The organism is Gilliamella apis, assembly GCF_002142155.1.
GTDB lineage: Bacteria > Pseudomonadota > Gammaproteobacteria > Enterobacterales > Orbaceae > Gilliamella > Gilliamella apis.
Map to the genome: position 1 here is coordinate 15,025 of NZ_NASD01000005.1, position 22,030 is coordinate 37,054.

A 22,030-nucleotide genomic window follows, 5' to 3' on the forward strand; every position below is an offset into this window, starting at 1 on the left:
GCGTACAAAAGTCCACCTTAATGTTCAACTCCATGTACATTATCTGCGATAATTTGCCAATGATGGGTTACACTGGCGTCGATCTCATTGGTTTGGGTAAATATTTTGCAACCACCTAATTCGATATTGGCATCAGCTATAAACTGCCATTGCTGTGGTTGCAACTCATTATTTAGTTGTGGTTCAAGCCATAACAAGTCTGTTGGATTAATTCGTACTACAATTGGTGGATTAACAATTGTATTTTGTTCAATTAATGATTTTATAATATGTAATAATTGTTTTTGTTTGACTTTTGATAAGGAACCAACTGTTTTTTCGGCAGCAAGTAAAGCTAAGTCAAATAGCTTTGGTACAATTTTTTCATCAATTTGGCTAATCGATTGTTGAAAGTTGATTGCTAAATTTTTGATGGCATTTATGCTAGTTAATTTTTCTGCCGTTAGCTGTTGTTCTATTGTGTCCAGCCCTTCTTGGTGACCGTGTGTGAATCCTTGCTCATAGCCAGTCTGTTTGCCAATATTAAAACCTTCTTCTTTACCTAAATTAAAGCCTTCTTGGTATGCTTCATCTCTTGCTTGTTGTTTAATATTTTCGAGTTCTAGCAATATTGCTGGGCTATTGATATCAAAAGAGCCCTCATCTTGATCATCGTGGTTATCTGGCTCTAATGGTGGCGCAAATTCTTCCAACTCTTCTGGCTGTTGTTGGCTGGTTAATGGTGATAATTCGCTAAGTGCCAAATCTTGGAAATGCAATGGTTTCCAACTTACACTATTAGTATGATTATACATATTCATCATCACCACTCGTTAAGATCATCTCACCTGTTTCTGCTAAGCGCCGTGCAATAACCAAAATTTTCTTCTGTTCGGTTTCGACTTGCGACAAGCGAACTGGTGGTCTGTTTTCTAAATCTTCTCGTAATATTGAGGCAGCACGTTGTGACATATTTGTTAATAGTTTTTCGCGTAAGGTTTCTGTTGCCCCTTTCATGGCGATGATTAAGGTTTCATTATCCACCTCTTTGAGTAGCCGTTGGATACTTCTATCATCGACATCCACCAGATTTTCAAATAAGAACATTTCATCAATGATTTTTTGAGCAAGCTCATTGTCATAATCACGTAATGCATTGATAACCAGTTCTTCTTGTTGTGATTTCATCAGATTGATAATTTCTGCTGCGGTGCGGATGCCACCCATGTTATTAAGTTTAATATTTTGTCCATGTAGTAAGGTTGATAATGATGTCGATAACACTTCTAATGCTGATGGCTCTACACCACCGAAAGTTGCAATACGTAGCATGACGTCATTACGTAATTGGTCATCAAATAAATTTAAAATCTCAGCAGCCAAATCGCGATTTAAGTGAACTAAAATAGTGGCAATAATTTGTGGGTGTTCTTTTTTAACTAAATCAACCGCGCGTGCAGCATCGACAAAGTTAAGCATTTTTAAACCATCAGTGGTATCTTCGATATCGGTATCTAATAGTTCATCAAGTAAGCGGTTAGCTTTATCGCTACCAATTGATTTTTCTAGAACTTTTCTTAAATAGCCATTGGTATCCGTATTTAATACTGCACAATCATCAAGGGTAGTTTGACACTCATTAAGAATATTTTTCAGTTGTTCTTGAGTTAATTGTGGCAATCCCATCATGGCACTACTAATTTTTTGTACCTCTTTATGGTTTAAAAATTGCATTACTTTGGCTGCTAATTCTTCACCTAAAATCATTAAAATTGTCGCCGATTTTTGCGCTTCAGTTAAATTCATTACTCGGTGTCCTTCTTGTTCATCCAACCACGTATAATCAGAGCCATTACACGAGGATCTTTCTCGACAATTTTGCGGATGTATTGCTGTTGTTGCATATTATCTTCAAAAATCTTCTGTTGCAGTTTACTGTGTGCTTTGTAATCAAGCTTATCTTCACTAGCCATTGTGCCATCAGATGATCTGTTATCAGTATTAAGATATTGTCTTTGAATTTTAATCCATATCGAGCGTAATACTTTGCGCCATGCAAACCAGATTATTAAAATATAAATCAGATATTTAATTGCGACTTTCAGCATGTCGAAAACTTCATGTTTTTGTAAAAAGACCATGGCGGCATTTTCATCTTCAATTTGATCGGTAAATTTCAAATTAGCCACTGTTAATGAATCACCACGCAAGTCAGAAAACCCCATTGCTTGACGGGCAAGCGCTTCAATATGGGTGAGTTCCTCTTGATCTAGTTTTACCCATTTTTCAACAGCTTCCTGTTCTGAATTTTCTTCATTTGCCGATGTGATTTCATCGGCTGAAATAAATTTATAATTAACTAAAACAGCGACAGATAAACGCTTGATACGACCTTCAGGGATTTTGCTATGAATAACTTGACGATTAACTTCAAAGTTCAATGTTTTATTTGACTGTAAATGATACATTTTTTGTTTATCGTCTTTATCTTTGGTATCGCTCTCACCATCAATTGGTGCACTAGGCGTTGGTACCGGTTGATTAGATAAAGCGCCCGGCACACCACCGATAGTGTTGCTTGATGCTAATTGGCTATTTTCAATGTGTTGCTTACTGCGAATAGTTTGGTTGCTGGCATCGCTATTGGGATCATAAATTTCCGATGTTGACTCTTGCCGACTAAAATCGATATCCGCATTCACTTGTACCTTAACATTTTGTTGTCCCAAAATAGGGATAATAATTTTTTCTACTCGTTCTCGAACTAGATTTTCAATCCGTTCACTATATTCTAATTGGGCAATATTAACGTTACTGTCACGGTATCTTTCGCCAGTTAATAAATTGCCTTTTTGATCAATAATCGTCACCTTATCCGCTTGTAATTCTGGCACACTACTCGAAATTAAGTGAATGATGGCATCAATTTGACCTTGCGATAAAGCTCGACCTGGTAATAAAGTTAGTGCAACAGATGCGGAAGGGAATTTTCTTTCTCGAACAAATAAAGAGGGTTTAGGCATCGCTAAATGCACTCTGGCATCATCTATACTGCTAATAATGGCAATGGTTCTCGATAGTTCGCCTTCTAATGCTCGTTGATAGTTGATTTGTTCATTAAACTGACTCATGCCAAAACTTTCTTTGTCGAGTAGTTCAAAACCAATTGCGCCACCTTTAGGCAAACCCTGCTGGGCTATTCGTAACCGAGTATGATAAATTTGATTTTGGGGAATTAAGATAGTTGTGCCAGAGGATGAAAATTTGTAGGGAATATTTAACTTATCAAGTTGGCTAATGATTTCACCGCCATCTTTATCATTCAAATTACTAAATAATACGCCATAATTATCGTCTTTAAGCCATAAGTAACTAATACTACTAATTGCTATTACAATTACTCCTACAATAAGGAGTAGCATTTTACGATTTATTTTTAATTGATTAATAAAAGGTAACTTACTCAATATTGATTCGCCTTTGTTACCAACTGCCTGGCTATCCATATGTATCCTAACACTAAACTGACTAGATTAATTCTAGGGTTTATTATCTGTGTATTTAAAAAAATCAATAGCTAAAAAAGCATATGCTTTACCCTTTAGTTATCGCTTTTAGATTGTTATCTTTATGATAATTTACGCTATAACTTGATTAAGACGAATAACCGTGACCTTTATTATGAATAGTATTGATGCCTTTAATAGCACAACATTAACCCAACTTGATTTTTCACATAAGCAATCTATTAATCACAGTGAACAAAATTTTATGGCTGAATTAAAAATGGCATTAGATAAAATCAGTCAAACACAAATAGACGCTAGCCAGCAAGCTAAAGCATTTGAGATGGGTGAAGCCAATATCGCATTAAATGAGGTGATGGTTAGCATGCAAAAGTCTTCAGTTTCTTTACAATTTGGTATTCAAGTTCGCAATAAATTAGTCGCAGCATATCAAGAAATCATGAATATGAATGTTTAAACTATTATCGGAAGGTTACTTATCGACTAGATGATATATTTTGGTTTAAAAAATAGTATTAATTAATCGCCAATTTTTATCCTAAATTGGCTTAACCTTACCACTATTGTTGTTACAACGACTATCGAGATACTCGATATAAGATTTTTTTTCAAGTTAAAAATGCATTAGTTATTGTGAAGTAAGCTAGTCACCAGTACAAGCAAAGTATATACATTGACGATGTAAAATTAATCAAAAAAAGTTTGAGGAGTGGGGTTTTTGGCAGATAAAACTAGCTAAAAAAACCCCGTTCCTCAATTATTTTTGTACTATTTTTTTGACTTCTCTGTGAATAATCTAAACTAAATTGGCGATTGTTTGGTAGCTATCTATTTTTGCTTGATAATCAACCTGTTCACCAATTAATTGGCTTAATTCATTATGTCGCAGATGGATTAATTGCTTTAATTGCTCATGATAACTAAGAATATTATTGATATACATTTGAATCATATCTTGTTGTGATAATGGTATATTATCAATAGTAGTTAACCCATTTTTGAGTTGAATATCACGGGCTAACTGCTGATATTTAGTTTGCCAACTAATTAATAATTCCCAATTTTCTTGTTGTGCATTAATTAGCATTTGCTCAACAACATAATTAAGTTGCTCGTATTGTTCTAATACTAGATTCGTATTCAATTCTGCTACATCCATAACTATGCTATCTCACGCCAAGCTTGGGCAATATTATTAAGCAGATCAAAACAAGTTTGCAGTATTTGCGTATCATTATGTAGATTAGCAAAAACCAGTTGCTGGCTGATGTATTGATATAACTGATCTAAATTTTCAGCAATTTCACCGCCTTGATCTAAATCAAGGCAACTTTTAAGCCCATTATCAATGATATTAATAGCTTTAGAAATGGCTTTTCCTTTACCAGCAATATTACCCTTTTGTATATATAACTCAGCTAAGCGAATAGCATTTAATGCGCCATCAAATAACAAAACAATAAGCTGATGAGGTGAAGCCTGACTAACGCTAGTTTCTAAATTAACTTGTTTATAAGCTTGAGATCCCATTTTATACATTGTTATGCCTTATTTTTTTAAATTCGCCATCATTTCAAATTGGGTGGTAAGGTAATTGCTCATACCATTTAATTCATTGATTAAGATATCTAGTTTTGTGAATTGTACTCGATAACGCTCGATAGTTTGGTCAATAGAGTTATTGACTTGGTCATAGCGTTTATCTAATGATTTTAAGGTAGAATTTAAACCGTTAGTTGCCGTATCAATCATGCCGTCGCTATCAATAAAGCTACTTACTTTGGCAAAGACTTCGTTGGCAATGCCAGTTGTTTCACCATCACCGGTAAATAAAATGGCGACGGCTTCACTGTTTTCTTTAAGGGCTTTTTCTAATTCGTTTTCTTTAATCACCAGTTTGCCATTACTATCCATATTGATACCAATTTGTGCTAGTACCGATAATTCTCCTGTTTGACCTTTAGAAAATATAGAGCGAATACTTTGATCAATATTACGTAGTGTTGAATCACCAATCAGTGGGCCATTACTATTATTTAATTCATCTGAATTGGCATCACCAGCGGTAAATTGCGTTAAGCTTGATATGGTTGATTGTAATTGATTAAAGGCATCAACCCACTCTTTAAGGGCTTCTTGAGCTTTGTCATTGTCAGCGCTGATGGTTAAATTTTGCGCTGTTGTAGTGACTGCTTTTAATGTGATATCGACACCAGGAATAACCTCTTTAACGGTATTTGATGAGCTATTAATCGTTATACCATTAAAGCTAAATTTAGCATCTTGCGCTTTAGCCACTTCACTCATAGCTGATGAATCAGCTTGATTAGCATTAAATCCAATTAGTGAATTAAGCTTATCATCATCGGATGAAATAGAGGTAATGGCTTGTTGTTCACCGGTTTCTTTTGATGTGATAACCAGTTGATAGCTATCAGTTCCAGAACGGACAATAGTTGCGTTTACTGTTGTGTCACTGGTTGAACCATCTTCATTAATCACCTTAGCTTGATTGATTGCATTGGCTATCGATTCGAGCGATGTGTCATCTTTGCCTAACGTGATGTTTAATTTTTGGCCATTAGCTTGTTCTATTGTGAGGGTACGGGTTTCATTATCATTACCTAACGTTGATGTTTTATCATTTATAGCATTCGTGGCAACACTATGCGCAGTGGCAAGTTGTTCGACGCTAACCGCATAATTACCTAATTGGGCCTTGCTATTTACATTAGTGGTAAAATAGTTGTCATTACCAGATGCGGAACGCGCTTGAAACAGCTCTTTTTTTTGCAGTTTTGCTGTTGCGCTGTTGAATGTTGATAATGCACTTTTTAATTTACCAAAACCGCTTATTTTGTTATTAACTGCTTTTTGTTGGGCTTTTATCGGTGTAAGACGATTTTTTTCAACGGCTTCTAATTGATCTAATACTTCATTTAAATCAATACCAGAACCAATTCCTAATATACTCATTGCCATGATTGATTATCCTAATATAAATTCTTTCATCCCTTGTTTTATCGACCAATGCCGTAAAAAGTTTAGCTGTTTTTAGTTTTTTATCTTTACTAATAAATAAGTCGGTTTTGGTAATGAGAATATTGATAATCAGTTTTATCTATTAAAAAACGAGTTAGTTATCTTAATCAATAGTGATGTTAGCTGTCCTTTATGTTGCCTAACATTAAAATTGTGTAGTGAAACTTCCAATATCATTACTATTGATTAATTAGAAAATATATTGCAATGAATTAAATTGGGATAAGCTTAAGTTTTGTTGCCACAAATTAAGGCTATATTAACCAGTCGATTCAACGATATATAACTTCGATTACTACACATATAAACATGTATGATGCCCTTTAATCATGTTCATTTAATTACTTAGTTATTCAGCTTTATTTAATACCAACAAATAAAAATTCAAAAAAATATTAAAGTTTCTTTTTTTAATACCGATAACTAAACCATCAGCATATATATTGAATTATTTTTCAATATCTCGTTGATCTAACTAATCATATTAAAGGAGATAAAAATGGCACAAGTAATTAATACTAATACTATGTCTTTAATGGCAAGAAACAACCTTAATCATTCTCAAAGCGTGCTTGGAACTGCAATTGAGCGTCTATCATCTGGTATGCGTATCAACAGTGCTAAAGACGATGCGGCTGGTCAAGCAATCGCTAACCGTTTTTCTTCTAGTATTCGTGGTCTAACTCAAGCTGCACGTAATGCCAATGACGGTATTTCAATTGCACAAACTACAGAAGGTGCATTAAACGAAATCAATAATAATGTACAACGTATTCGTGAATTAACTGTTCAAGCAGCAAACGGTACTAACTCTGAAAGCGATCTTGTATCAATCCAAAATGAAATCGACCAACGTTTACAAGAGATCGACCGTGTATCAGCACAAACTGACTTCAATGGTACTAAAGTGTTATCAGAAGACAAAACCCTTAACATTCAAGTTGGTGCAAATGATGGTGAAATCATTGCTATCAATTTAAAACAAATTGACAGCGACAAATTAGGTTTAGCTAGTTTTAATGTATCAGATGCGCCAACCGCAGATCCATTAAAAACAATTGATGCGGCATTATCAAAAATTGATGAATTACGTGGTGAGCTTGGTGCGGTACAAAATCGTTTTGAGTCAACTGTAACTAACATCAACAATACTGTAAATAACTTAAGTTCAGCACGTAGCCGTATTGAAGATGCAGATTATGCTGAAGAAGTATCTAATATGACACGTGGTCAAATCTTACAACAAGCTGGTACTTCAGTATTGGCACAAGCTAACCAAGTACCACAATCAGTATTGTCTTTATTACAATAAAACCATACAAGTACATAGATAGAATTTCGGTCACTCTAATTTTGTACGATAACAATAGTGGTATTTTTTAATACCACTATTGTTAATAATGTTAATTACCTATTTTTTAATATCTTATTCTTGCCATTAACTCAATCAATTATCGTCATAATAATCATTAGCATTTTTTCACATTGGTTCAGAAAAATGAGTGATAGCCTGTATAACTCTCAAGGTGTAGTGAATCAAATCGATTGGCAACAATATCTGTATTTAGTTCGTAATGAAGCGTTGAAATTAGCAGTTCGATTGCCAACAACGATTGAACTTGATGACTTACTGCAAGTTGGTTATATAGGTTTATTAGAGTCTATAAAACGCTATGATTCATCTCAAGGATATACTTTTACTACCTTTGCTACTCCGAGAATAAAAGGGGCTATGCTAGATGAATTACGCAGTCGAGATTGGTTGCCACGGCAAACACGGAAAAAAATTAAAGATGTCACTAAAGCTATTAATGAATTAGAGCAAAAATTAGGCATACCTCCCAATGATCAACAGATAGCTGCACACCTGCAATTATCTCTTACTGAATATCACAAAGTATTATTAGATTCAAATTATAGCCAAATCTGTTCTTATGATGAGATTCACAAAAAACTCGGCGATAATTTGGATGCGTTAATTGAGCCTGACACAGATAATAATCCTTTTGCTTCCATTATTAATGATGAAATTCGCAATATTATTGTTCAACAAATTGGTAACTTACCAGAAAAAGAAAAAATGGTTTTAGCTCTCTATTATCAAGAAGAATTAAATTTAAAAGAGATTGGAAAAGTGTTGGATATTAGCGAATCTCGAGTAAGTCAATTACATAGCCAAGCAATTAAACGAATACAAAGTAAAATTGTTTTATAAAAAAAAGAATTAAAACAGTAAAACATGGAAAAATAAATCGAAAATAAATTGAAATAATTTTTTTATTGACCTTTCGAATTTAAAAATGTAACTTTAAGTTTAAAAAAGTGGTGTTAGTTGTGTTTTATTAATTTTGCGTTTTTTTATGCGAACGCAAGCGGATATGGATTGTGGTGGTTAAATTGGGAAATATACAAGATGACGATATTTTGAAATGTATTCATCATTTAAATCTTTCAACGCTTTTATTAAGTCAAAAGATGCTTGAAAAAGATAAAGTGATGGCGATGTATCGATTAGGAATTGATGAAAAAACAGCTGATATCTTGAGTAATTTAAGTGCTTCTCAAATGTTGGTTCTATCTGAAACCAATCAATTAACATTTCAATTTAGATTTAAAAATTCGGCAATGATGGAAAAATTAACTGAGGAATCTCGCGTTAGTGATATAAAGCAGATGCATACAGGGATCCTTCTATCAAGCTTACTTTTAGATTCAATTAATAAGTAGGTAGATAATAAAGATGAGTAGCACAAGTATTATTCAAAAGTATAAAGAAGTTCAATTAGCTATTCGATTAATTTCACTCGGCGCTAGAATCCAAATGTTAGAAAGTGAAACCAATTTAAGCCGTGGTAAATTAATTAAATTATATAAAGAAATTCAAGGATGTCCTCCTCCTAAAGGTTTGCTTCCCTTCTCAACTACGTGGTTTATGACTTGGGAGCCCAATATTCACTCAAGTATGTTTTATAATGCTTACCACTTTTTAGTTAAACATGGTATTAAACCAGGTATTCAGGCCATTTTAAAAGCCTATCAACTCTATTTAGAGCAGTGTTCCTTTCCTCAAGATGAAGAGCCTATTTTAGGATTAACCCGAGCATGGATTTTAGTTAAATTTGTTGAAAGTAATGTTATGCAGCAGTCAAGTTGTAAGGAGTGCAAAGGGCGATTTATTACCCATGCTTATCAACCGCAGAATAGTTTTGTGTGCAGTTTATGCCAGCCACCATCAAGAGCAGAAAAAAATAATAAAACACATAAAGAGAGTCATGCCAAATGTTTACAAGTTTTATCAATACCAAATGCATTTAATTTAGTCACAGCAAATCAGGTAACAATTTAAGTAAATATTAAGCAGTAAAACAGAGTTATTTGTATTTTATGGAGATAAAGGAAAGCCAATGCTAATAGTTATAGGATATATTGTGGTTATCGCTTCAGCCTTAGTCGGCTATGTGCTAAGTGGCGGGTATTTGGCGGTACTTTTTCAACCATTAGAGTTTCTCATTATTGGTGGGACAGCTATTGGGGCCTTCATTGTAAGTAACGAAAAGAAAGTTATCAAAGCGACACTTAAATCACTAGGTAATTTATTTAAAACCTCAAAATATAATAAAACACTTTATTTAACATTAATCAATTTAATGTACACCATATTAACTAAAGTGCGTCAAAGTGGTGGCTTATCGATTGAAGAAGATATCGATAATCCCAAGGAGAGTGAGTTATTTAAAAAATACCCACTTATTTTAGCCAATCCGCAAGTTTGTGATTTTATCACTGATTATTTACGTTTGATGATCAGTGGCAATATGGAAGTATATGAAATCGAAGCATTAATGAATGAGGAAATAGAAACCTATACTCATGAACTTGAAAAACCAGCTGATGCTATTGCTAGCGTTGGTGATGGTTTACCTGCTTTTGGTATTGTGGCTGCAGTTATGGGGGTAATTAACACCTTAGCACAAGCTGACCGGCCAGCTAGCGAATTGGGTGAGCTTATTGCCCATGCTATGGTTGGTACCTTTTTAGGTATTTTACTGGCTTATGGTTTTGTGTCGCCTTTAGCAGCCTTATTAAGGCAAAAAAATGCCGATACAGTAAAAATTTTAGAATGTACTAAAGTGATTCTTATTGCCAGTATGCATGATTATGCGCCGCAAATTTGTATTGAGTTTGGTCGCAAAACAATTTTTTCCCACGAACGGCCATCTTTTTTTGAATTAGAAAAATATATTCAAGAAGTGAAAGATAAAAACGCTAACCCAACAGAAAATAATGAATAATGAAAAAGAAGTCAGTAAGAATAGTTATTTCTAAAAAGAAATCCGGTCATGGCGGTGGCCATCATGGTGGATCATGGAAGATTGCTTATGCTGACTTTATGACGGCGATGATGGCGCTATTTCTCGTCATGTGGTTAATTGCTAAGTCCAGTCCACAAGAGTTACAAGGCATTGCTGAATACTTTAGAACACCATTGATTTTAGGTCAAAATGGTGGCAAAAATATCAGTGATAGTGAAAGCCCGATACCTGGTGGCGGCGATGATGTATCTAAAAATGTAGGTGAAGATAAAAATACCATATTGAATGATCATCCTGTCGAATCTGATTTGAATCAAGATGAAAAAAAGCAATTAATTGATACAGCGAATAAAATATATGAAGTATTTGAACTTGATCCCCGACTACAAAAATTAGCCGCTAATCTTATCGTTGAACTAACAGAAATGGGGCTAAGAATTCAGATTTTAGCCACCGATGATAAACCGATGTTTGATGTTGGTAGTGCGGTTATTCATCCTAATATGCAAGAAATTTTGTATGCTTTAGCGCCAATCATAAATTCGTTACCTAATAAAATGACGTTATCTGGTCATACTGATGAGCGTCAGTATATAACCGGTGATCGTGGTTATAGTAACTGGGAGTTATCCGCAGATAGAGCAAACTCATCAAGAAGAGAACTGATCGCTGGTGGATTAGATTCCAATAAAATCATTCGTATTATTGGGTTAGCCGATACGGTGGGATTAAATAACCCAAATTACAGCAAAGATGCCAATCGCCGTATTAGTATTTTAATTTTGAACAAATCAGCACAGCAGTATATTGAAGATGAAAATACCATGACTGGCATCGATTTTTTAAAACAGGCCAAACAAATTAAATCAGAATAATATCAACATAAATACTCAGATTAAGCTGGTTAAAAAATTAAAATCAAAAAAAATCCATTTTTATCTAAAAATAACTAAAGTTTTTAAATTGAAGGCCGATATAAATAATAACACTTTAGTTTAATAATTTTATTATTAACTGAGATTATATTTAGGAGCCTTTATGTCAAATTCATTGATGAATACCGGTATTAGTGGATTAAATACAGCACAAAATATGCTTAATGTGATTAGTAATAATATTAGTAATGCACATACAGTTGGTTATAACCGCCAGCAGCAAATTTTGCGTCAAGCAAACGGCACTAAATATAATTTTGGCTTTGTGGGTAATGGTGTTGCGGTATCATCAGTTAACCGCGCATATAACAGTTTTGTGGTTGGTCAATTACGTCAATCACAATCGCAAAATGGTTCGATAAAAGCCTATTACAATGAATTATCAAAAGTCGATAATTTACTAGCTGAAAACGAAAACAGTATTTCTTCACAATTAAATAATCTGTTTGCTAGCTTAAATAAGCTCTCTTCCAATGCGGGTGATGCTGCAACAAAACAGACAGTGATTAGCGATCTTACCTCTTTAGTCAGCCAGTTCAATAAAACGGAATTGAATTTAAAAAATCAAATTGCCAATATCAATACTGAACTGACTAATAACATAGATAAAGTTAATACTTATACCCAACAAATTGCCGATCTCAATCAAAAAATTGCCAAATTACAGGCTGTCAGTGGTGGTCATGAACCTAATTCTTTACTAGATGAACGAGATCAACTGGTAACTGAATTAAGTGAACTGATTGGTATAACTGTTACCGAGCAAAATGGCCAATATAATATTTCGCTTAGCAATGGTTTAAGCTTAGTACAAGGCGCATCGACAAATCAGTTATCGGTGCAGCCTTCGGCCTCTGATCCAGCCTTAAATACGATTATTTACACCCATAATTCTGGTGCGACACAAGAACTGACAAGTCAAAATATCGCATCAGGCCGATTAAATGGACTATTAGCTTTTCGTGATGGACCACTCCTTGAAGCTCGTAATCAATTAGGGTTGTTGGCGTTAAATTTAGCTGAGCGCTTTAATGAAGTACATACGTCTGGCGTTGATGTTAATGGTGACCCTGGCGAAAAACTATTTGATTATCACAAACCGACTAGTATTGCTAATAGCAAAAACCAAGGTAATGCTACCGTTAAAATGGATTATAACTCAGTAACTGAAGTCAAAGCTTCTGATTATAAAATAGAGTTCAATGGCAACGATTGGGTAGTAACCAGATTATCTGATAATCAACAAATTACCCCACAAGTTAGCGATGGTAAGTTAGTGTTTGACGGCTTATCGATTGAAATTACTGGCAATGCTGTTGCTGGTGATAGCTTTTTACTTAAACCTGTTGCCGATGTAGCCTCATCATTACAGTTATTGGTTAAAGATGTAAATAAACTCGCGACCGGTATTAACGATGATGAAAATGGTAGTGGTGATAATCGAAATGTGGCTAAACTACTTGATATACAAAATGAAAAACTAGTTAATGGTACCAAAACCTTAAATAGTGCTTATACATCATTAGTTAGTTATATAGGTAGTGAGACGCAAACAGCTAAAATTTCAGCGCAATCGAGTCAAAATATCACCCAAGAAATTTATGAACAAAATCAATCAATCTCCGGTGTGAATATCGAAGAAGAATATATTTCTATGCAAGTTTATATGCAATATTACCAAGCAAATGCCAAGGTTATTGATGCGGCAACGACAATATTTGATACCATTTTAGGTTTGGCCAAATAATAAAAGGATTTAGACATGCGACTTAGTACTCATTCAATGTATCAAAAAAATCTAAATAGTATTTTAAATACCAATACCAAGTGGCAAAAGTCAGGATTACATTTGGCAACCGGCAAGAAAATATTATCACCTTCAGATGATCCAATGGGTGCTTCACAAACATTAATTTTAAAGCAAGCTCAATCAAGAAATAACCAATTTCAAGCAGCGCGAGATAGTGTTGATAAATCATTAAGTCGGCAAGATACAGTATTAAAAGAAGCGAATACTGTGATTCAATCAATCCAAGAAACTTTAGTTTATGCCGGTAATGAGACGTTAAATGATGAAAACAGACAAGATTTAGCCAATAAGCTACAAGGATTAAAAGATCAGTTAATTTCGTTAGCCAATGCTAAAGATACCAATGGTAATTATCTGTTTGCTGGTAATAAAAATGATACCCCTCCTTTTGTGGTCGATGAAAGCGGTAAAGTGAATTATGTCGGTGGTTCAACTACGATTAATGTTTTCATCGATGATACCCGTGAAGTATCGCTAAGTTTTACTGGCCAACAGATTTTTATGACAGGCGCCAATACGGCAGTAGAAAGTGATGTCTTTGCGAGTATCGATTATGCCATAGCGGCATTGCAAATTGGTTTAGATGATAATGACCCTGAAGCTATTGAACAGTTTCGATTAGGTTTATCTAAAGCCAGTCAAGGTGTTGATAACTCATTTGAAAACATCTCGACCGTTAGAGCTGCCGGCGGAAATGTATTGGCTGAAGTCGAAAGACTAACCGCACTGGGTAAAACCTTAGATATTGATTTTGAAACGCAAATTAGTCAAATTGAAGATGTTGATTGGTATGAAGCGATTTCAGATTATGTGATGCTACAAGCAAATTTACAAGCAGCACAATATACATTTATGAATATGCAAAACATGTCATTATTTCAAATGAAATAATCTATTATTAATTTTCTTACGTCCTAAACATTACTATTCATCTAACAAACAGGGGGGGCAACCTCCTGATTATCGATTTGCTTACGGTTATCATTTTATAGTCATACTGTTTTTTATATTGCTATGCTGATGACCAGCTATTTGCTAAAGGGTGAGAAATACGATTATAGGTGATCTCGATATATGTAACTAACGCATTATTGGTTATTTATTGACTATAGAGCAGAGTTTGGTCTACTTTTTGGCTGTGATAATAATGCAATTTATTTAACAGTTATATTTATTTAAGCACTATTTAAAGGCAATTTGTCTAAATCCAGATATTGATTTTTGCGGTGTATTTTTGGCAATTTGCTCGATTCGGCCAATAATTTGGATCAGTTTCTCGCTATAGTTAGGATCAGTTGCATAGTGTGCGTCTTGTAGTGCTTTGGCTGCTGTTCTAGCATCGGGAGCATTAACCACTGCACGATAACGTGGGCTTTTGGTTAATAAATTAAGGTAATCAGTTAATGCATGTTGTTTACTGTTATACACCCTAAATTCATCTTTAATTTTAACCATATTGTTATTTAAGAATTCTTGGGTAGTTAACCGAGTTGAATCACCTTGCCATGATGAGGTTGCTTTTATACCGAAATAGTTATAACTCGGCTTATTATCAGCCGTTTTTATCTGTTTTTTACCCCAACCGGTTTCTAAAGCTGCTTGAGCAATAATGACTTCATAAGGAATGCCAGATATTTTCGATGCCTGCTTTGCTGGCTCAAACCATTCGACGACAAATTGGCTAATATGGTCTTTATCAACTTCGTTGAGCGATGTTGCTAACGTTGATTCATTAACATTTGCTTTGGTTAAATTGTTGGCTTTATGCTGTTGATAAAGCATTTGCCCTAATGCTGCTGGCGATAAATTGGATGAATTATCACTAAATAAAGATTGTGCCAATCGCATATTGGTTTGATTATTATTCGCTTGAGCTTGTGAATGAATATTAAGCGTAGAATGTGGCTGATTAGTTAATTGTTTAACAATAACATTAGATAACCCTAAACCTTTACCTGCCGTTTGTTGAGCAATTTGTTGATCAAACATAGAGGTAAATAATTGCATTGCTGATTGATTAAATAAACCGCCATTGGGTACCGCTTTGCGCATAGATTGCATCATCATATTTACAAATAGTGTTTCAAACTGATCGGCAACTTGTTTGATGCTGTCAGTTGATCCACTAACGGCATTACGTTTTAATTGATTAATGCTAGAAAAATCATAAGCAAAACGGTTAACAGACTGATTTATTAGGTTTTTCATTTCAATGATTCTGCTTTAAATAGTTTCCAATGCGGCATGCAAACAACCTGCGGTTTTTAATGCTTCTAGTATCGACATTAATTCTGTAGGATTGGCACCTAATAAGTTAAGTGAATGAATAACTCGATTTAGATCGACGCCAGACGCTAAATTCTGCAGTGCACCACCATCTTGTTCGACAGTGACCTCATCATCTGGAACTACTGCTGTGTTGCCACCGGCGAGTGGCGTATTGGGTTGGCTAACTTTCAATTTGTTATTTACCACCACGGATAAATTACCATGCGCAACGGCACAATTGTCTAATTGTACTTTTTGATTCATGACCACGACACCAGTACGTGTATTAATCACCACTTTAGCGGAAATAGGGCTAGCACTAATTTGGAGATTTTGAATTTTAGATAATAATTTAACTCTTGCTTGACTGTCTTGTGGCATGGTCAATTTTACGGTCATGCCATCTAAAGCAATGGCGATATTTTTTTGCACTTTGTTAATGGCATCAGCAATTTTTGTAGCCACAGTAAAGTCAAAATGGTTAAGATGTAAATGAATAGTGCTGTTTTCATCTAAGCGGGTAACTAATTCTCTTTCGATGGTTGCACCGCTAGGAATGGTGGCACCAGCCATTTGGTTAACCGTTACACTACTGCTTCTACTGCTTGCCCCCATACCACCAACAAAAAGATTACCTTGCGCAATCGCATAAACTTGGTTATCGGCGCCTTTTAATGGTGTCATAATCAATGTACCACCACGCAAGCTTTTGGCGTTGCCTAATGACGAAACAACCACATCAATTTGTTGGCCAACACGAGCATAAGACGGTAATTTAGCCGTGACCATTACCGCAGCCACATTTTTTAACTGCATGTTGCTTCCTGATGGCACGGTAATACCTAATTGTGAGAGCATATTGGTGATACTTTGTATCGTAAATGGTGTCTGTGAAGTTTGGTCACCGGTACCGTCAAGCCCTACTACGATACCATAGCCGACTAAGGCGTTTTCGCGAACGCCTTGTATTGTCACCAAATCTCTTATTCGCTCAGCATAACTAGAAGGGACAACCACTATTAGCAAAACAAAACAGATAAAAGTACGTAATTTATTTAGCATAATGATACTCATTAAAATGGCGAAAGATTAAAAAACAGGCGCTGTAACCAACCCATTGTTTGTGCTTCATCGATGTAGCCATTACCTACATATTCAATACGAGCATCAGCGACCTGAGTTGATATAACGGTATTACTACCACTTATTGTCCGAGGGTTAACAACACCTGAAAATCGAATAAATTCTGTGCCCTGATTTATTGCAATTTGTTTTTCACCAATCACTTTTAAATTACCATTAATCATGACATCTTGAACGGTGACGGTAATGGTACCGCTAAAGGTATTTTTAGCATTAGCACCACCAGAACCTTTAAAATCATTGCTACCTGAAATATCTGTATCGACTTTGCCACGACCAACCAGTCCATCTAAAAAGTGCGGTATGGTTTTTACCCCTAAATTGACCCCACCATTACGGCCGGCATTAATCGATGAACTTTTACTTGCGCTAACGTTTTCTTGTAAAACAATCGTTAATACATCACCAATATTGCGTGGTCGACGATCTTCAAACATCGGTTGATAACCAAAACTACTTGGTTGTGAGGCTTGATAAATAGAGCCACTGGTGTTCATAATTTCTGGCATTTTTGGAACAATACTGGTGTCGCCTTCAACTAATGCTTTTTTGGGTAATTGACTACAACCAACTAACGACAAAGTTATTAAAATATAAAGATATCTCATGACCGCTATCATTTTGTTAGATTTATAATTGATTTAAACGTTGCAACATTTGGTCAGATGCCGATATTGCCTTACTATTAATTTCGTAAGCACGTTGTACTTGAATCATATTAACCAGCTCTTCGGCCACATTCACATTTGACGTTTCAATATAACCTTGGTATAGCAGTCCAGCACCATTCAGTCCCGGTGTATTTTCAGTTGGTGCACCAGAACTTTCGGTTTCTAGATATAGATTTTCACCAATGCTTTCTAATCCGGTGTCATTGATAAAAGTGTGTAATGTTAATTGACCAACTTGTACTTGAGTTGATTGATTAGCTAAGGTGACATTGACAACGCCATCACGTGCTACGGTCATTTTTATGGCATTGGATGGAATGTTAATTGTTGGCTGAATTTCATAACCGGCTGCTGTTACTAATTGACCATTTTGATTAACTTGAAAAGCGCCACTGCGGGTGTAGGCTTGCGTTCCATCTGGCATAAGAACTTGGAAAAATCCTTGTCCATTAATGGCAATATCACTACTGTTATCGGTTAATTCTAAATTACCTTGGCTATGAATTCGTTCGGTTGCAACTGGTCTTACACCGGTACCAATTTGTAATCCTGAAGGTAATGTTGTTTGTTCTGAAGATTGTGCGCCAGGTTGGCGAACTGTTTGGTATAACAGATCTTCAAAAACGGCGCGTTGGCGTTTAAAACCACCTGTACTAACGTTGGCTAAATTATTGGAAATAATATCCATATTCATTTGTTGCGCAGTTAAACCGGTTTTTGCAATCCATAATGATTTAATCATTGCTGTTTCCTATTTTAGTTAAGTTAACGATAATATTTGGTTGGCTTTTTGGGCATTTTCGTCGGCAGTAGTAATTTGTTTCATCTGCATTTCAAATTGACGAGAATGGCTAATTAGATTCACCATTGCTGTAACCGGATTAACATTACTGCCTTCGAGTACTCCAGACATCAATTTTGCATTTGGGTTATCTTGTAACACGGCACCACGATTATTTATGGTTGCCGCAGTTGCATGGAAAAATCCATTATCACCACGTACCAATTCATTGCGTTCTAGGTGAACTTTTTTTATTTTTCCTACTTGGGCAATGGTGGTGCGTTTATCGCCAGCACCTAAAGCTGATAAAGTCCCATCAGTACTTACACTAACTTGTGAACGCTGAGGTACTGTTAATACGCCATTATCACCAAGTAACGGAAAGCCTTGAATGTTAAGTGTGCCGTTTTTATCGATTTGAATCGCACCATTACGGGTATATCCTTCACTGCCATCAGCTAATTGTACTGCTAGCCAATCGTCTTGGGATAAAGCAACATCTAAATTGCGTCCAGTGTAATTAAAGGCACCGATTGTTGAATCATAGGTTGGCGTAGTTGCCGTCACCATGGTTCTTGTCGGCATACTACTACCGACAATGGGAACGGCTTTCATTGCTGTTAATTGCGCCCGAAAGCCAACTGTCGATACATTAGCTAAATTATGACTAGTTATGGATTGTTGATTTAATGTTTGGCTGGCGCCAGACATAGCCGTATAAATAACGCGATCCATAAATACTCCTTAAACTATCTTAAATTAACCAATGTATTAAGGATTTGATCCTGAGTTTTAATGGTTTGTGAATTAGATTGATAATTACGTTGGGCAACAATCATATTAACTAATTCTTGGCTCATATCGACATTGGATGATTCAACTGCACCACTGGTTAGTAAACCAAAAGTACCGGTATTAGCTGAGCCTAATACTTCACCACCTGATTTAAGGGTCGCCCGCCAGTTATTGTTACCGGCTGATTCTAAGCCATTAACATTGGCAAAATCAGCCATGGCAATTTGACCTAATAACATCGTTTGTTGGTTAGAATAGACGCCATAAATTGAGCCATCATCACTGATACTATAGCCAACTAGATCACCAGCAGCATAACCATCAACGACAGGGGTTTTAATGCTACCGACTTCTTTACCCATATTTTGTTGAGTACTGTTTGCTAATGACAGCGTGAAGCTATTGGCGGCTGAACCATTAAGCCCATTAATATTAATCGTCATTTCTGGATCACTAATTAATTTGCCTGATGAATCAAACTCCATTTGCCCTAATGCTTGTAGGCTTGCGTTAGGATCACTACTATCAAGATAATGAACATCCCATTGATTATCAGCCGTTTTAACATAAAAAAGCTGAACATTACGTTGATTACCTAAAGAATCATAAGTGGTGATCGTGGTTGAATAATTAAAGGTATCAGCATCGGTGGCATTAATTGGTTGTTTTTCAGGTACTTTGCTATTTGAATTTAAATTTGTTTGCAAAGAGGCTTTATTGGTTGCCGATGCATTTAACATCTCTTGTGAAATCTTTAATGGGCCTGGTGCTGAACCTTGTTGGATCTGTGGTGGTGTGCCTGTGGCAAGATAACCGGTTAATTGAAAACCATCTGCTGAGATAATATTGCGATCAGCGTCTAATTGAAACTGGCCATTACGGGTATAATAGATTTGACCACTACTATCAACTAAGCGGAAGAAGCCATTACCAGAGATAGCAACATCTAGACTATTATTGGTTGACGTTGTGGTGCCATCATTAAAATTTTGCATAACCGCAGCCACTTTGACGCCCATTCCTACTTTTGAACCCGCATAGATATCAGCAAATGAAATGCTAGCACTTTTAAAGCCAACTGTTGCAGAATTGGCAATATTATTACCAATAACATCTAATTGTTTTGATGCGGCATTCATACCACTAATTGCTTGAGAAAATCCCATATTAACTTATTCCCCTTTAAAGAATTTGACGTACTTCGTCAATACTAATTGAACCAAGTATCCCTAAATCAAGTAATACTTTATTATTAACTTTGCTATTAATTACGCCGTACACAACCGAGTAAGATAGTGGTGTGGATGATACTTTTTGCCCGTCATAAGTGGCATTAACCGAAAACGTATAACTACCATCTGGCGCTAGTGTTCCATCATTCAGTTCACCATCCCAAGTAAAAGAGCTAACCCCAGCAGGAATCGAACCTAAATCGACCTCACGTACAACATTGCCATTTTCATCTTTGATGGTAATGACCACTGACTCAGCATCACGCATAAGTTCAAAGCCAAATGGTGTGGTAATAGTTTCCTTTTCGCTTTCCGAACCTTCCACTTCTGATGTAGCAACCAAAATTTTATTACCTGGAACCATGACACCTTTACCAATCATGTTGCTGGCATTGACCGATAAGCTATCGTCAATTTGGCCTGAAACCATACCTAATGTGGTATTCAGTCGTTCGATACCTGCTAACGTATTGATTTGAGCTAATTGCGAGGTTAACTGACTGTTATCCATTGGATTGGTAGGATCTTGATTTTTCATTTGGGCAATAAGCAATGTTAAGAAATTATCTTGTAGTTCCTGACTTGAGTTACCATCAGACGTACCTTTCTTTAGCGCTTGTGGACTGGCCATATTAGTTGATTCAGAAACAGCTACATTTGAAATACCCATCAATTACGCCCTTTTATTGTCCTAGTGTCAGTGTTTTTAGCATTAAACTTTTTGCGGTGTTAATCACTTCTACATTTGCTTGGTAGCTACGAGATGCAGAAATGGTATTAACCATCTCTGCTACTACATCAACGTTAGGTTTTTGAATGTAGCCTTGTTCATCAGCCAAAGGATGATTAGGTTCATAAACTAAATTCATTGGCGCAGGATCTTCAATAACTTGTGCTACTTTTACTCCAGCAACACTATTGGAATAACCATTGTCATCGACTTGAAAGATAACTTGTTTGGCTCGATAAGCTTGACCAGAAGTACTGGTAACACTATCAGCATTAGCTAAATTACTGGCACTGACATTCATTCGTTGTGTTTGTGCCATTAAGGCTGAACCAGAAACCGAAAAAATAGAGAAGCTCATGATGATTATCCTTGCTGTAATACCGAAATGACATTTTTAAACTGTTCACCTAAAAAGGTTAAATTACTTTGATAGTGGATACTGTTATCCATAAAAGCAGTTCGTTCTTGATCCATCTCAACAGTGTTGCCATCAGCAGATGATTGATAAGGAATACGATAAAGAAGATTATAATTAGTGAAATCAGCGCTAGTTATTTGAATATGTTTTGCAGAAGTAATAGTTAGTTTTATATTATTGTGGGTCGATTGATTATTGATGGCTCTGTTTAATTCAGTATTAAAATCAATGTCCCTCGCTTGGTAATTAGGCGTATCACTATTAGCAATATTGGTTGCAAGTATATTTTGACGTTTTTCACGAACATTGAGTGCTTGTTGGTGAAAATTAACGAAAGTATCTAATTTATTTAGCATAAAATCATCTCATCCTGATAGATAAAAAGA

The 22,030-nt window shown here is 35.5% G+C and carries 24 protein-coding genes; 9 read left to right on the forward strand and 15 right to left on the reverse strand.

Annotated features, from left to right (window positions below):
* Positions 1 to 17: 17 nt before the first annotated feature.
* From B6C84_RS03500 to fliF, 3 genes are read right to left on the reverse strand one after another with little or no spacing between them, the layout of a single operon-like run.
* Entirely contained in the window at positions 18 to 794 is a 777-nt protein-coding gene (locus B6C84_RS03500) for a flagellar assembly protein FliH (protein WP_165754937.1), read from the reverse strand.
* Positions 787 to 1,785, reverse strand: coding sequence for a flagellar motor switch protein FliG (gene fliG / locus B6C84_RS03505; protein WP_086321112.1), 999 nt, complete (start codon positions 1,783 to 1,785; stop codon positions 787 to 789). The genes B6C84_RS03500 and fliG overlap by 8 nt, the downstream gene beginning before the upstream one ends.
* Positions 1,785 to 3,485, reverse strand: a complete 1,701-nt coding sequence (fliF, locus tag B6C84_RS03510) for a flagellar basal-body MS-ring/collar protein FliF (RefSeq protein WP_086321111.1) — start codon at positions 3,483 to 3,485, stop codon at positions 1,785 to 1,787. Before fliF ends, fliG begins: the two co-directional genes overlap by 1 nt.
* Before the next feature lie 175 nt (positions 3,486 to 3,660).
* On the opposite strand from fliF, the gene fliE reads away from it, so the two are divergent.
* Positions 3,661 to 3,963 carry a flagellar hook-basal body complex protein FliE gene (gene fliE / locus B6C84_RS03515; RefSeq protein WP_034900954.1) on the forward strand — a complete coding sequence of 101 codons (303 nt, stop codon included), beginning with the start codon at positions 3,661 to 3,663 and terminating at the stop codon, positions 3,961 to 3,963.
* Positions 3,964 to 4,302: 339 nt separating this feature from the next.
* On the opposite strand, the gene fliT is transcribed toward fliE, so the two are convergent.
* From fliT to fliD, 3 genes are read right to left on the reverse strand one after another with little or no spacing between them, the layout of a single operon-like run.
* Positions 4,303 to 4,650 (reverse strand): flagellar protein FliT, encoded by a 348-nt coding sequence (gene fliT / locus B6C84_RS03520; protein ID WP_165601607.1) that lies wholly within the window; start codon positions 4,648 to 4,650, stop codon positions 4,303 to 4,305.
* A 17-nt stretch (positions 4,651 to 4,667) separates the two neighbouring features.
* Positions 4,668 to 5,045, reverse strand: a complete 378-nt coding sequence (gene fliS / locus B6C84_RS03525) for a flagellar export chaperone FliS (RefSeq protein WP_034900965.1) — start codon at positions 5,043 to 5,045, stop codon at positions 4,668 to 4,670.
* Between the two features lie 9 nt (positions 5,046 to 5,054).
* Positions 5,055 to 6,488 (reverse strand): flagellar filament capping protein FliD, encoded by a 1,434-nt coding sequence (gene fliD, locus B6C84_RS03530; protein WP_086353936.1) that lies wholly within the window; start codon positions 6,486 to 6,488, stop codon positions 5,055 to 5,057.
* A gap of 559 nt (positions 6,489 to 7,047) precedes the next feature.
* On the opposite strand from fliD, the gene B6C84_RS03535 reads away from it, so the two are divergent.
* From B6C84_RS03535 to flgL, 8 genes are all read left to right on the forward strand, one after another.
* Positions 7,048 to 7,860: a flagellin N-terminal helical domain-containing protein gene (locus B6C84_RS03535; protein WP_034900970.1), complete on the forward strand. Its 813-nt coding sequence runs from the start codon at positions 7,048 to 7,050 to the stop codon at positions 7,858 to 7,860.
* Between the two features lie 186 nt (positions 7,861 to 8,046).
* Positions 8,047 to 8,763 carry an RNA polymerase sigma factor FliA gene (locus B6C84_RS03540; RefSeq protein ID WP_086353937.1) on the forward strand — a complete coding sequence of 239 codons (717 nt, stop codon included), beginning with the start codon at positions 8,047 to 8,049 and terminating at the stop codon, positions 8,761 to 8,763.
* A gap of 191 nt (positions 8,764 to 8,954) precedes the next feature.
* Complete coding sequence (flhD, locus tag B6C84_RS03545; RefSeq protein WP_034901072.1) at positions 8,955 to 9,275, forward strand: flagellar transcriptional regulator FlhD; 321 nt, start codon at positions 8,955 to 8,957, stop codon at positions 9,273 to 9,275.
* 13 nt (positions 9,276 to 9,288) lie between these two features.
* A complete protein-coding gene (gene flhC / locus B6C84_RS03550) occupies positions 9,289 to 9,894 on the forward strand; it encodes a flagellar transcriptional regulator FlhC (protein WP_065613559.1) in 606 nt (201 codons plus the stop codon).
* 58 nt (positions 9,895 to 9,952) lie between these two features.
* Positions 9,953 to 10,840: a flagellar motor stator protein MotA gene (gene motA, locus B6C84_RS03555; RefSeq protein ID WP_086353938.1), complete on the forward strand. Its 888-nt coding sequence runs from the start codon at positions 9,953 to 9,955 to the stop codon at positions 10,838 to 10,840.
* Positions 10,840 to 11,736, forward strand: coding sequence for a flagellar motor protein MotB (gene motB / locus B6C84_RS03560; protein WP_065613562.1), 897 nt, complete (start codon positions 10,840 to 10,842; stop codon positions 11,734 to 11,736). The genes motA and motB overlap by 1 nt, the downstream gene beginning before the upstream one ends.
* A gap of 163 nt (positions 11,737 to 11,899) precedes the next feature.
* Positions 11,900 to 13,543, forward strand: coding sequence for a flagellar hook-associated protein FlgK (gene flgK, locus B6C84_RS03565; protein ID WP_086353939.1), 1,644 nt, complete (start codon positions 11,900 to 11,902; stop codon positions 13,541 to 13,543).
* Positions 13,544 to 13,558: 15 nt separating this feature from the next.
* Entirely contained in the window at positions 13,559 to 14,497 is a 939-nt protein-coding gene (flgL, locus tag B6C84_RS03570; RefSeq protein WP_086353940.1) for a flagellar hook-associated protein FlgL, read from the forward strand.
* Positions 14,498 to 14,788: 291 nt separating this feature from the next.
* On the opposite strand, the gene flgJ is transcribed toward flgL, so the two are convergent.
* From flgJ to flgB, 9 genes are read right to left on the reverse strand one after another with little or no spacing between them, the layout of a single operon-like run.
* The gene (gene flgJ / locus B6C84_RS03575; RefSeq protein ID WP_086353941.1) at positions 14,789 to 15,814 is read right to left on the reverse strand and encodes a flagellar assembly peptidoglycan hydrolase FlgJ; all 1,026 of its coding nucleotides are present in this window, start codon (positions 15,812 to 15,814) and stop codon (positions 14,789 to 14,791) included.
* Positions 15,815 to 15,829: 15 nt separating this feature from the next.
* On the reverse strand, positions 15,830 to 16,936 hold the full coding sequence (locus tag B6C84_RS03580; RefSeq protein WP_086353942.1) for a flagellar basal body P-ring protein FlgI: 1,107 nt from the start codon (positions 16,934 to 16,936) through the stop codon (positions 15,830 to 15,832).
* A gap of 11 nt (positions 16,937 to 16,947) precedes the next feature.
* The gene (locus B6C84_RS03585; protein ID WP_086353943.1) at positions 16,948 to 17,625 is read right to left on the reverse strand and encodes a flagellar basal body L-ring protein FlgH; all 678 of its coding nucleotides are present in this window, start codon (positions 17,623 to 17,625) and stop codon (positions 16,948 to 16,950) included.
* A 22-nt stretch (positions 17,626 to 17,647) separates the two neighbouring features.
* Positions 17,648 to 18,430 carry a flagellar basal-body rod protein FlgG gene (gene flgG / locus B6C84_RS03590; protein WP_065579052.1) on the reverse strand — a complete coding sequence of 261 codons (783 nt, stop codon included), beginning with the start codon at positions 18,428 to 18,430 and terminating at the stop codon, positions 17,648 to 17,650.
* Positions 18,431 to 18,448: 18 nt separating this feature from the next.
* Complete coding sequence (locus B6C84_RS03595; RefSeq protein ID WP_086353944.1) at positions 18,449 to 19,204, reverse strand: flagellar basal body rod protein FlgF; 756 nt, start codon at positions 19,202 to 19,204, stop codon at positions 18,449 to 18,451.
* Positions 19,205 to 19,218: 14 nt separating this feature from the next.
* Positions 19,219 to 20,430 carry a flagellar hook protein FlgE gene (flgE, locus tag B6C84_RS03600; protein ID WP_034900993.1) on the reverse strand — a complete coding sequence of 404 codons (1,212 nt, stop codon included), beginning with the start codon at positions 20,428 to 20,430 and terminating at the stop codon, positions 19,219 to 19,221.
* 16 nt (positions 20,431 to 20,446) lie between these two features.
* Positions 20,447 to 21,166 (reverse strand): flagellar hook assembly protein FlgD, encoded by a 720-nt coding sequence (flgD, locus tag B6C84_RS03605; protein WP_065579055.1) that lies wholly within the window; start codon positions 21,164 to 21,166, stop codon positions 20,447 to 20,449.
* A 13-nt stretch (positions 21,167 to 21,179) separates the two neighbouring features.
* Positions 21,180 to 21,587 carry a flagellar basal body rod protein FlgC gene (flgC, locus tag B6C84_RS03610; RefSeq protein WP_086353945.1) on the reverse strand — a complete coding sequence of 136 codons (408 nt, stop codon included), beginning with the start codon at positions 21,585 to 21,587 and terminating at the stop codon, positions 21,180 to 21,182.
* A gap of 2 nt (positions 21,588 to 21,589) precedes the next feature.
* Entirely contained in the window at positions 21,590 to 22,000 is a 411-nt protein-coding gene (gene flgB / locus B6C84_RS03615; protein ID WP_034901000.1) for a flagellar basal body rod protein FlgB, read from the reverse strand.
* Positions 22,001 to 22,030 lie beyond the last annotated feature (30 nt).

Coding starts and splice junctions, on each gene's coding strand:
- B6C84_RS03500 (WP_165754937.1), bottom strand. CDS start 794: ATGTATAATCATACTAATAGTGTAAGTTGGAAACCATTGCATTTCCAA.
- fliG (WP_086321112.1), bottom strand. CDS start 1,785: ATGAATTTAACTGAAGCGCAAAAATCGGCGACAATTTTAATGATTTTA.
- fliF (WP_086321111.1), bottom strand. CDS start 3,485: ATGGATAGCCAGGCAGTTGGTAACAAAGGCGAATCAATATTGAGTAAG.
- fliE (WP_034900954.1), top strand. CDS start 3,661: ATGAATAGTATTGATGCCTTTAATAGCACAACATTAACCCAACTTGAT.
- fliS (WP_034900965.1), bottom strand. CDS start 5,045: ATGTATAAAATGGGATCTCAAGCTTATAAACAAGTTAATTTAGAAACT.
- fliD (WP_086353936.1), bottom strand. CDS start 6,488: ATGGCAATGAGTATATTAGGAATTGGTTCTGGTATTGATTTAAATGAA.
- B6C84_RS03535 (WP_034900970.1), top strand. CDS start 7,048: ATGGCACAAGTAATTAATACTAATACTATGTCTTTAATGGCAAGAAAC.
- B6C84_RS03540 (WP_086353937.1), top strand. CDS start 8,047: ATGAGTGATAGCCTGTATAACTCTCAAGGTGTAGTGAATCAAATCGAT.
- flhC (WP_065613559.1), top strand. CDS start 9,289: ATGAGTAGCACAAGTATTATTCAAAAGTATAAAGAAGTTCAATTAGCT.
- motA (WP_086353938.1), top strand. CDS start 9,953: ATGCTAATAGTTATAGGATATATTGTGGTTATCGCTTCAGCCTTAGTC.
- motB (WP_065613562.1), top strand. CDS start 10,840: ATGAAAAAGAAGTCAGTAAGAATAGTTATTTCTAAAAAGAAATCCGGT.
- flgK (WP_086353939.1), top strand. CDS start 11,900: ATGTCAAATTCATTGATGAATACCGGTATTAGTGGATTAAATACAGCA.
- flgL (WP_086353940.1), top strand. CDS start 13,559: ATGCGACTTAGTACTCATTCAATGTATCAAAAAAATCTAAATAGTATT.
- flgJ (WP_086353941.1), bottom strand. CDS start 15,814: ATGAAAAACCTAATAAATCAGTCTGTTAACCGTTTTGCTTATGATTTT.
- B6C84_RS03580 (WP_086353942.1), bottom strand. CDS start 16,936: ATGCTAAATAAATTACGTACTTTTATCTGTTTTGTTTTGCTAATAGTG.
- B6C84_RS03585 (WP_086353943.1), bottom strand. CDS start 17,625: ATGAGATATCTTTATATTTTAATAACTTTGTCGTTAGTTGGTTGTAGT.
- flgG (WP_065579052.1), bottom strand. CDS start 18,430: ATGATTAAATCATTATGGATTGCAAAAACCGGTTTAACTGCGCAACAA.
- B6C84_RS03595 (WP_086353944.1), bottom strand. CDS start 19,204: ATGGATCGCGTTATTTATACGGCTATGTCTGGCGCCAGCCAAACATTA.
- flgE (WP_034900993.1), bottom strand. CDS start 20,430: ATGGGATTTTCTCAAGCAATTAGTGGTATGAATGCCGCATCAAAACAA.
- flgD (WP_065579055.1), bottom strand. CDS start 21,166: ATGGGTATTTCAAATGTAGCTGTTTCTGAATCAACTAATATGGCCAGT.
- flgB (WP_034901000.1), bottom strand. CDS start 22,000: ATGCTAAATAAATTAGATACTTTCGTTAATTTTCACCAACAAGCACTC.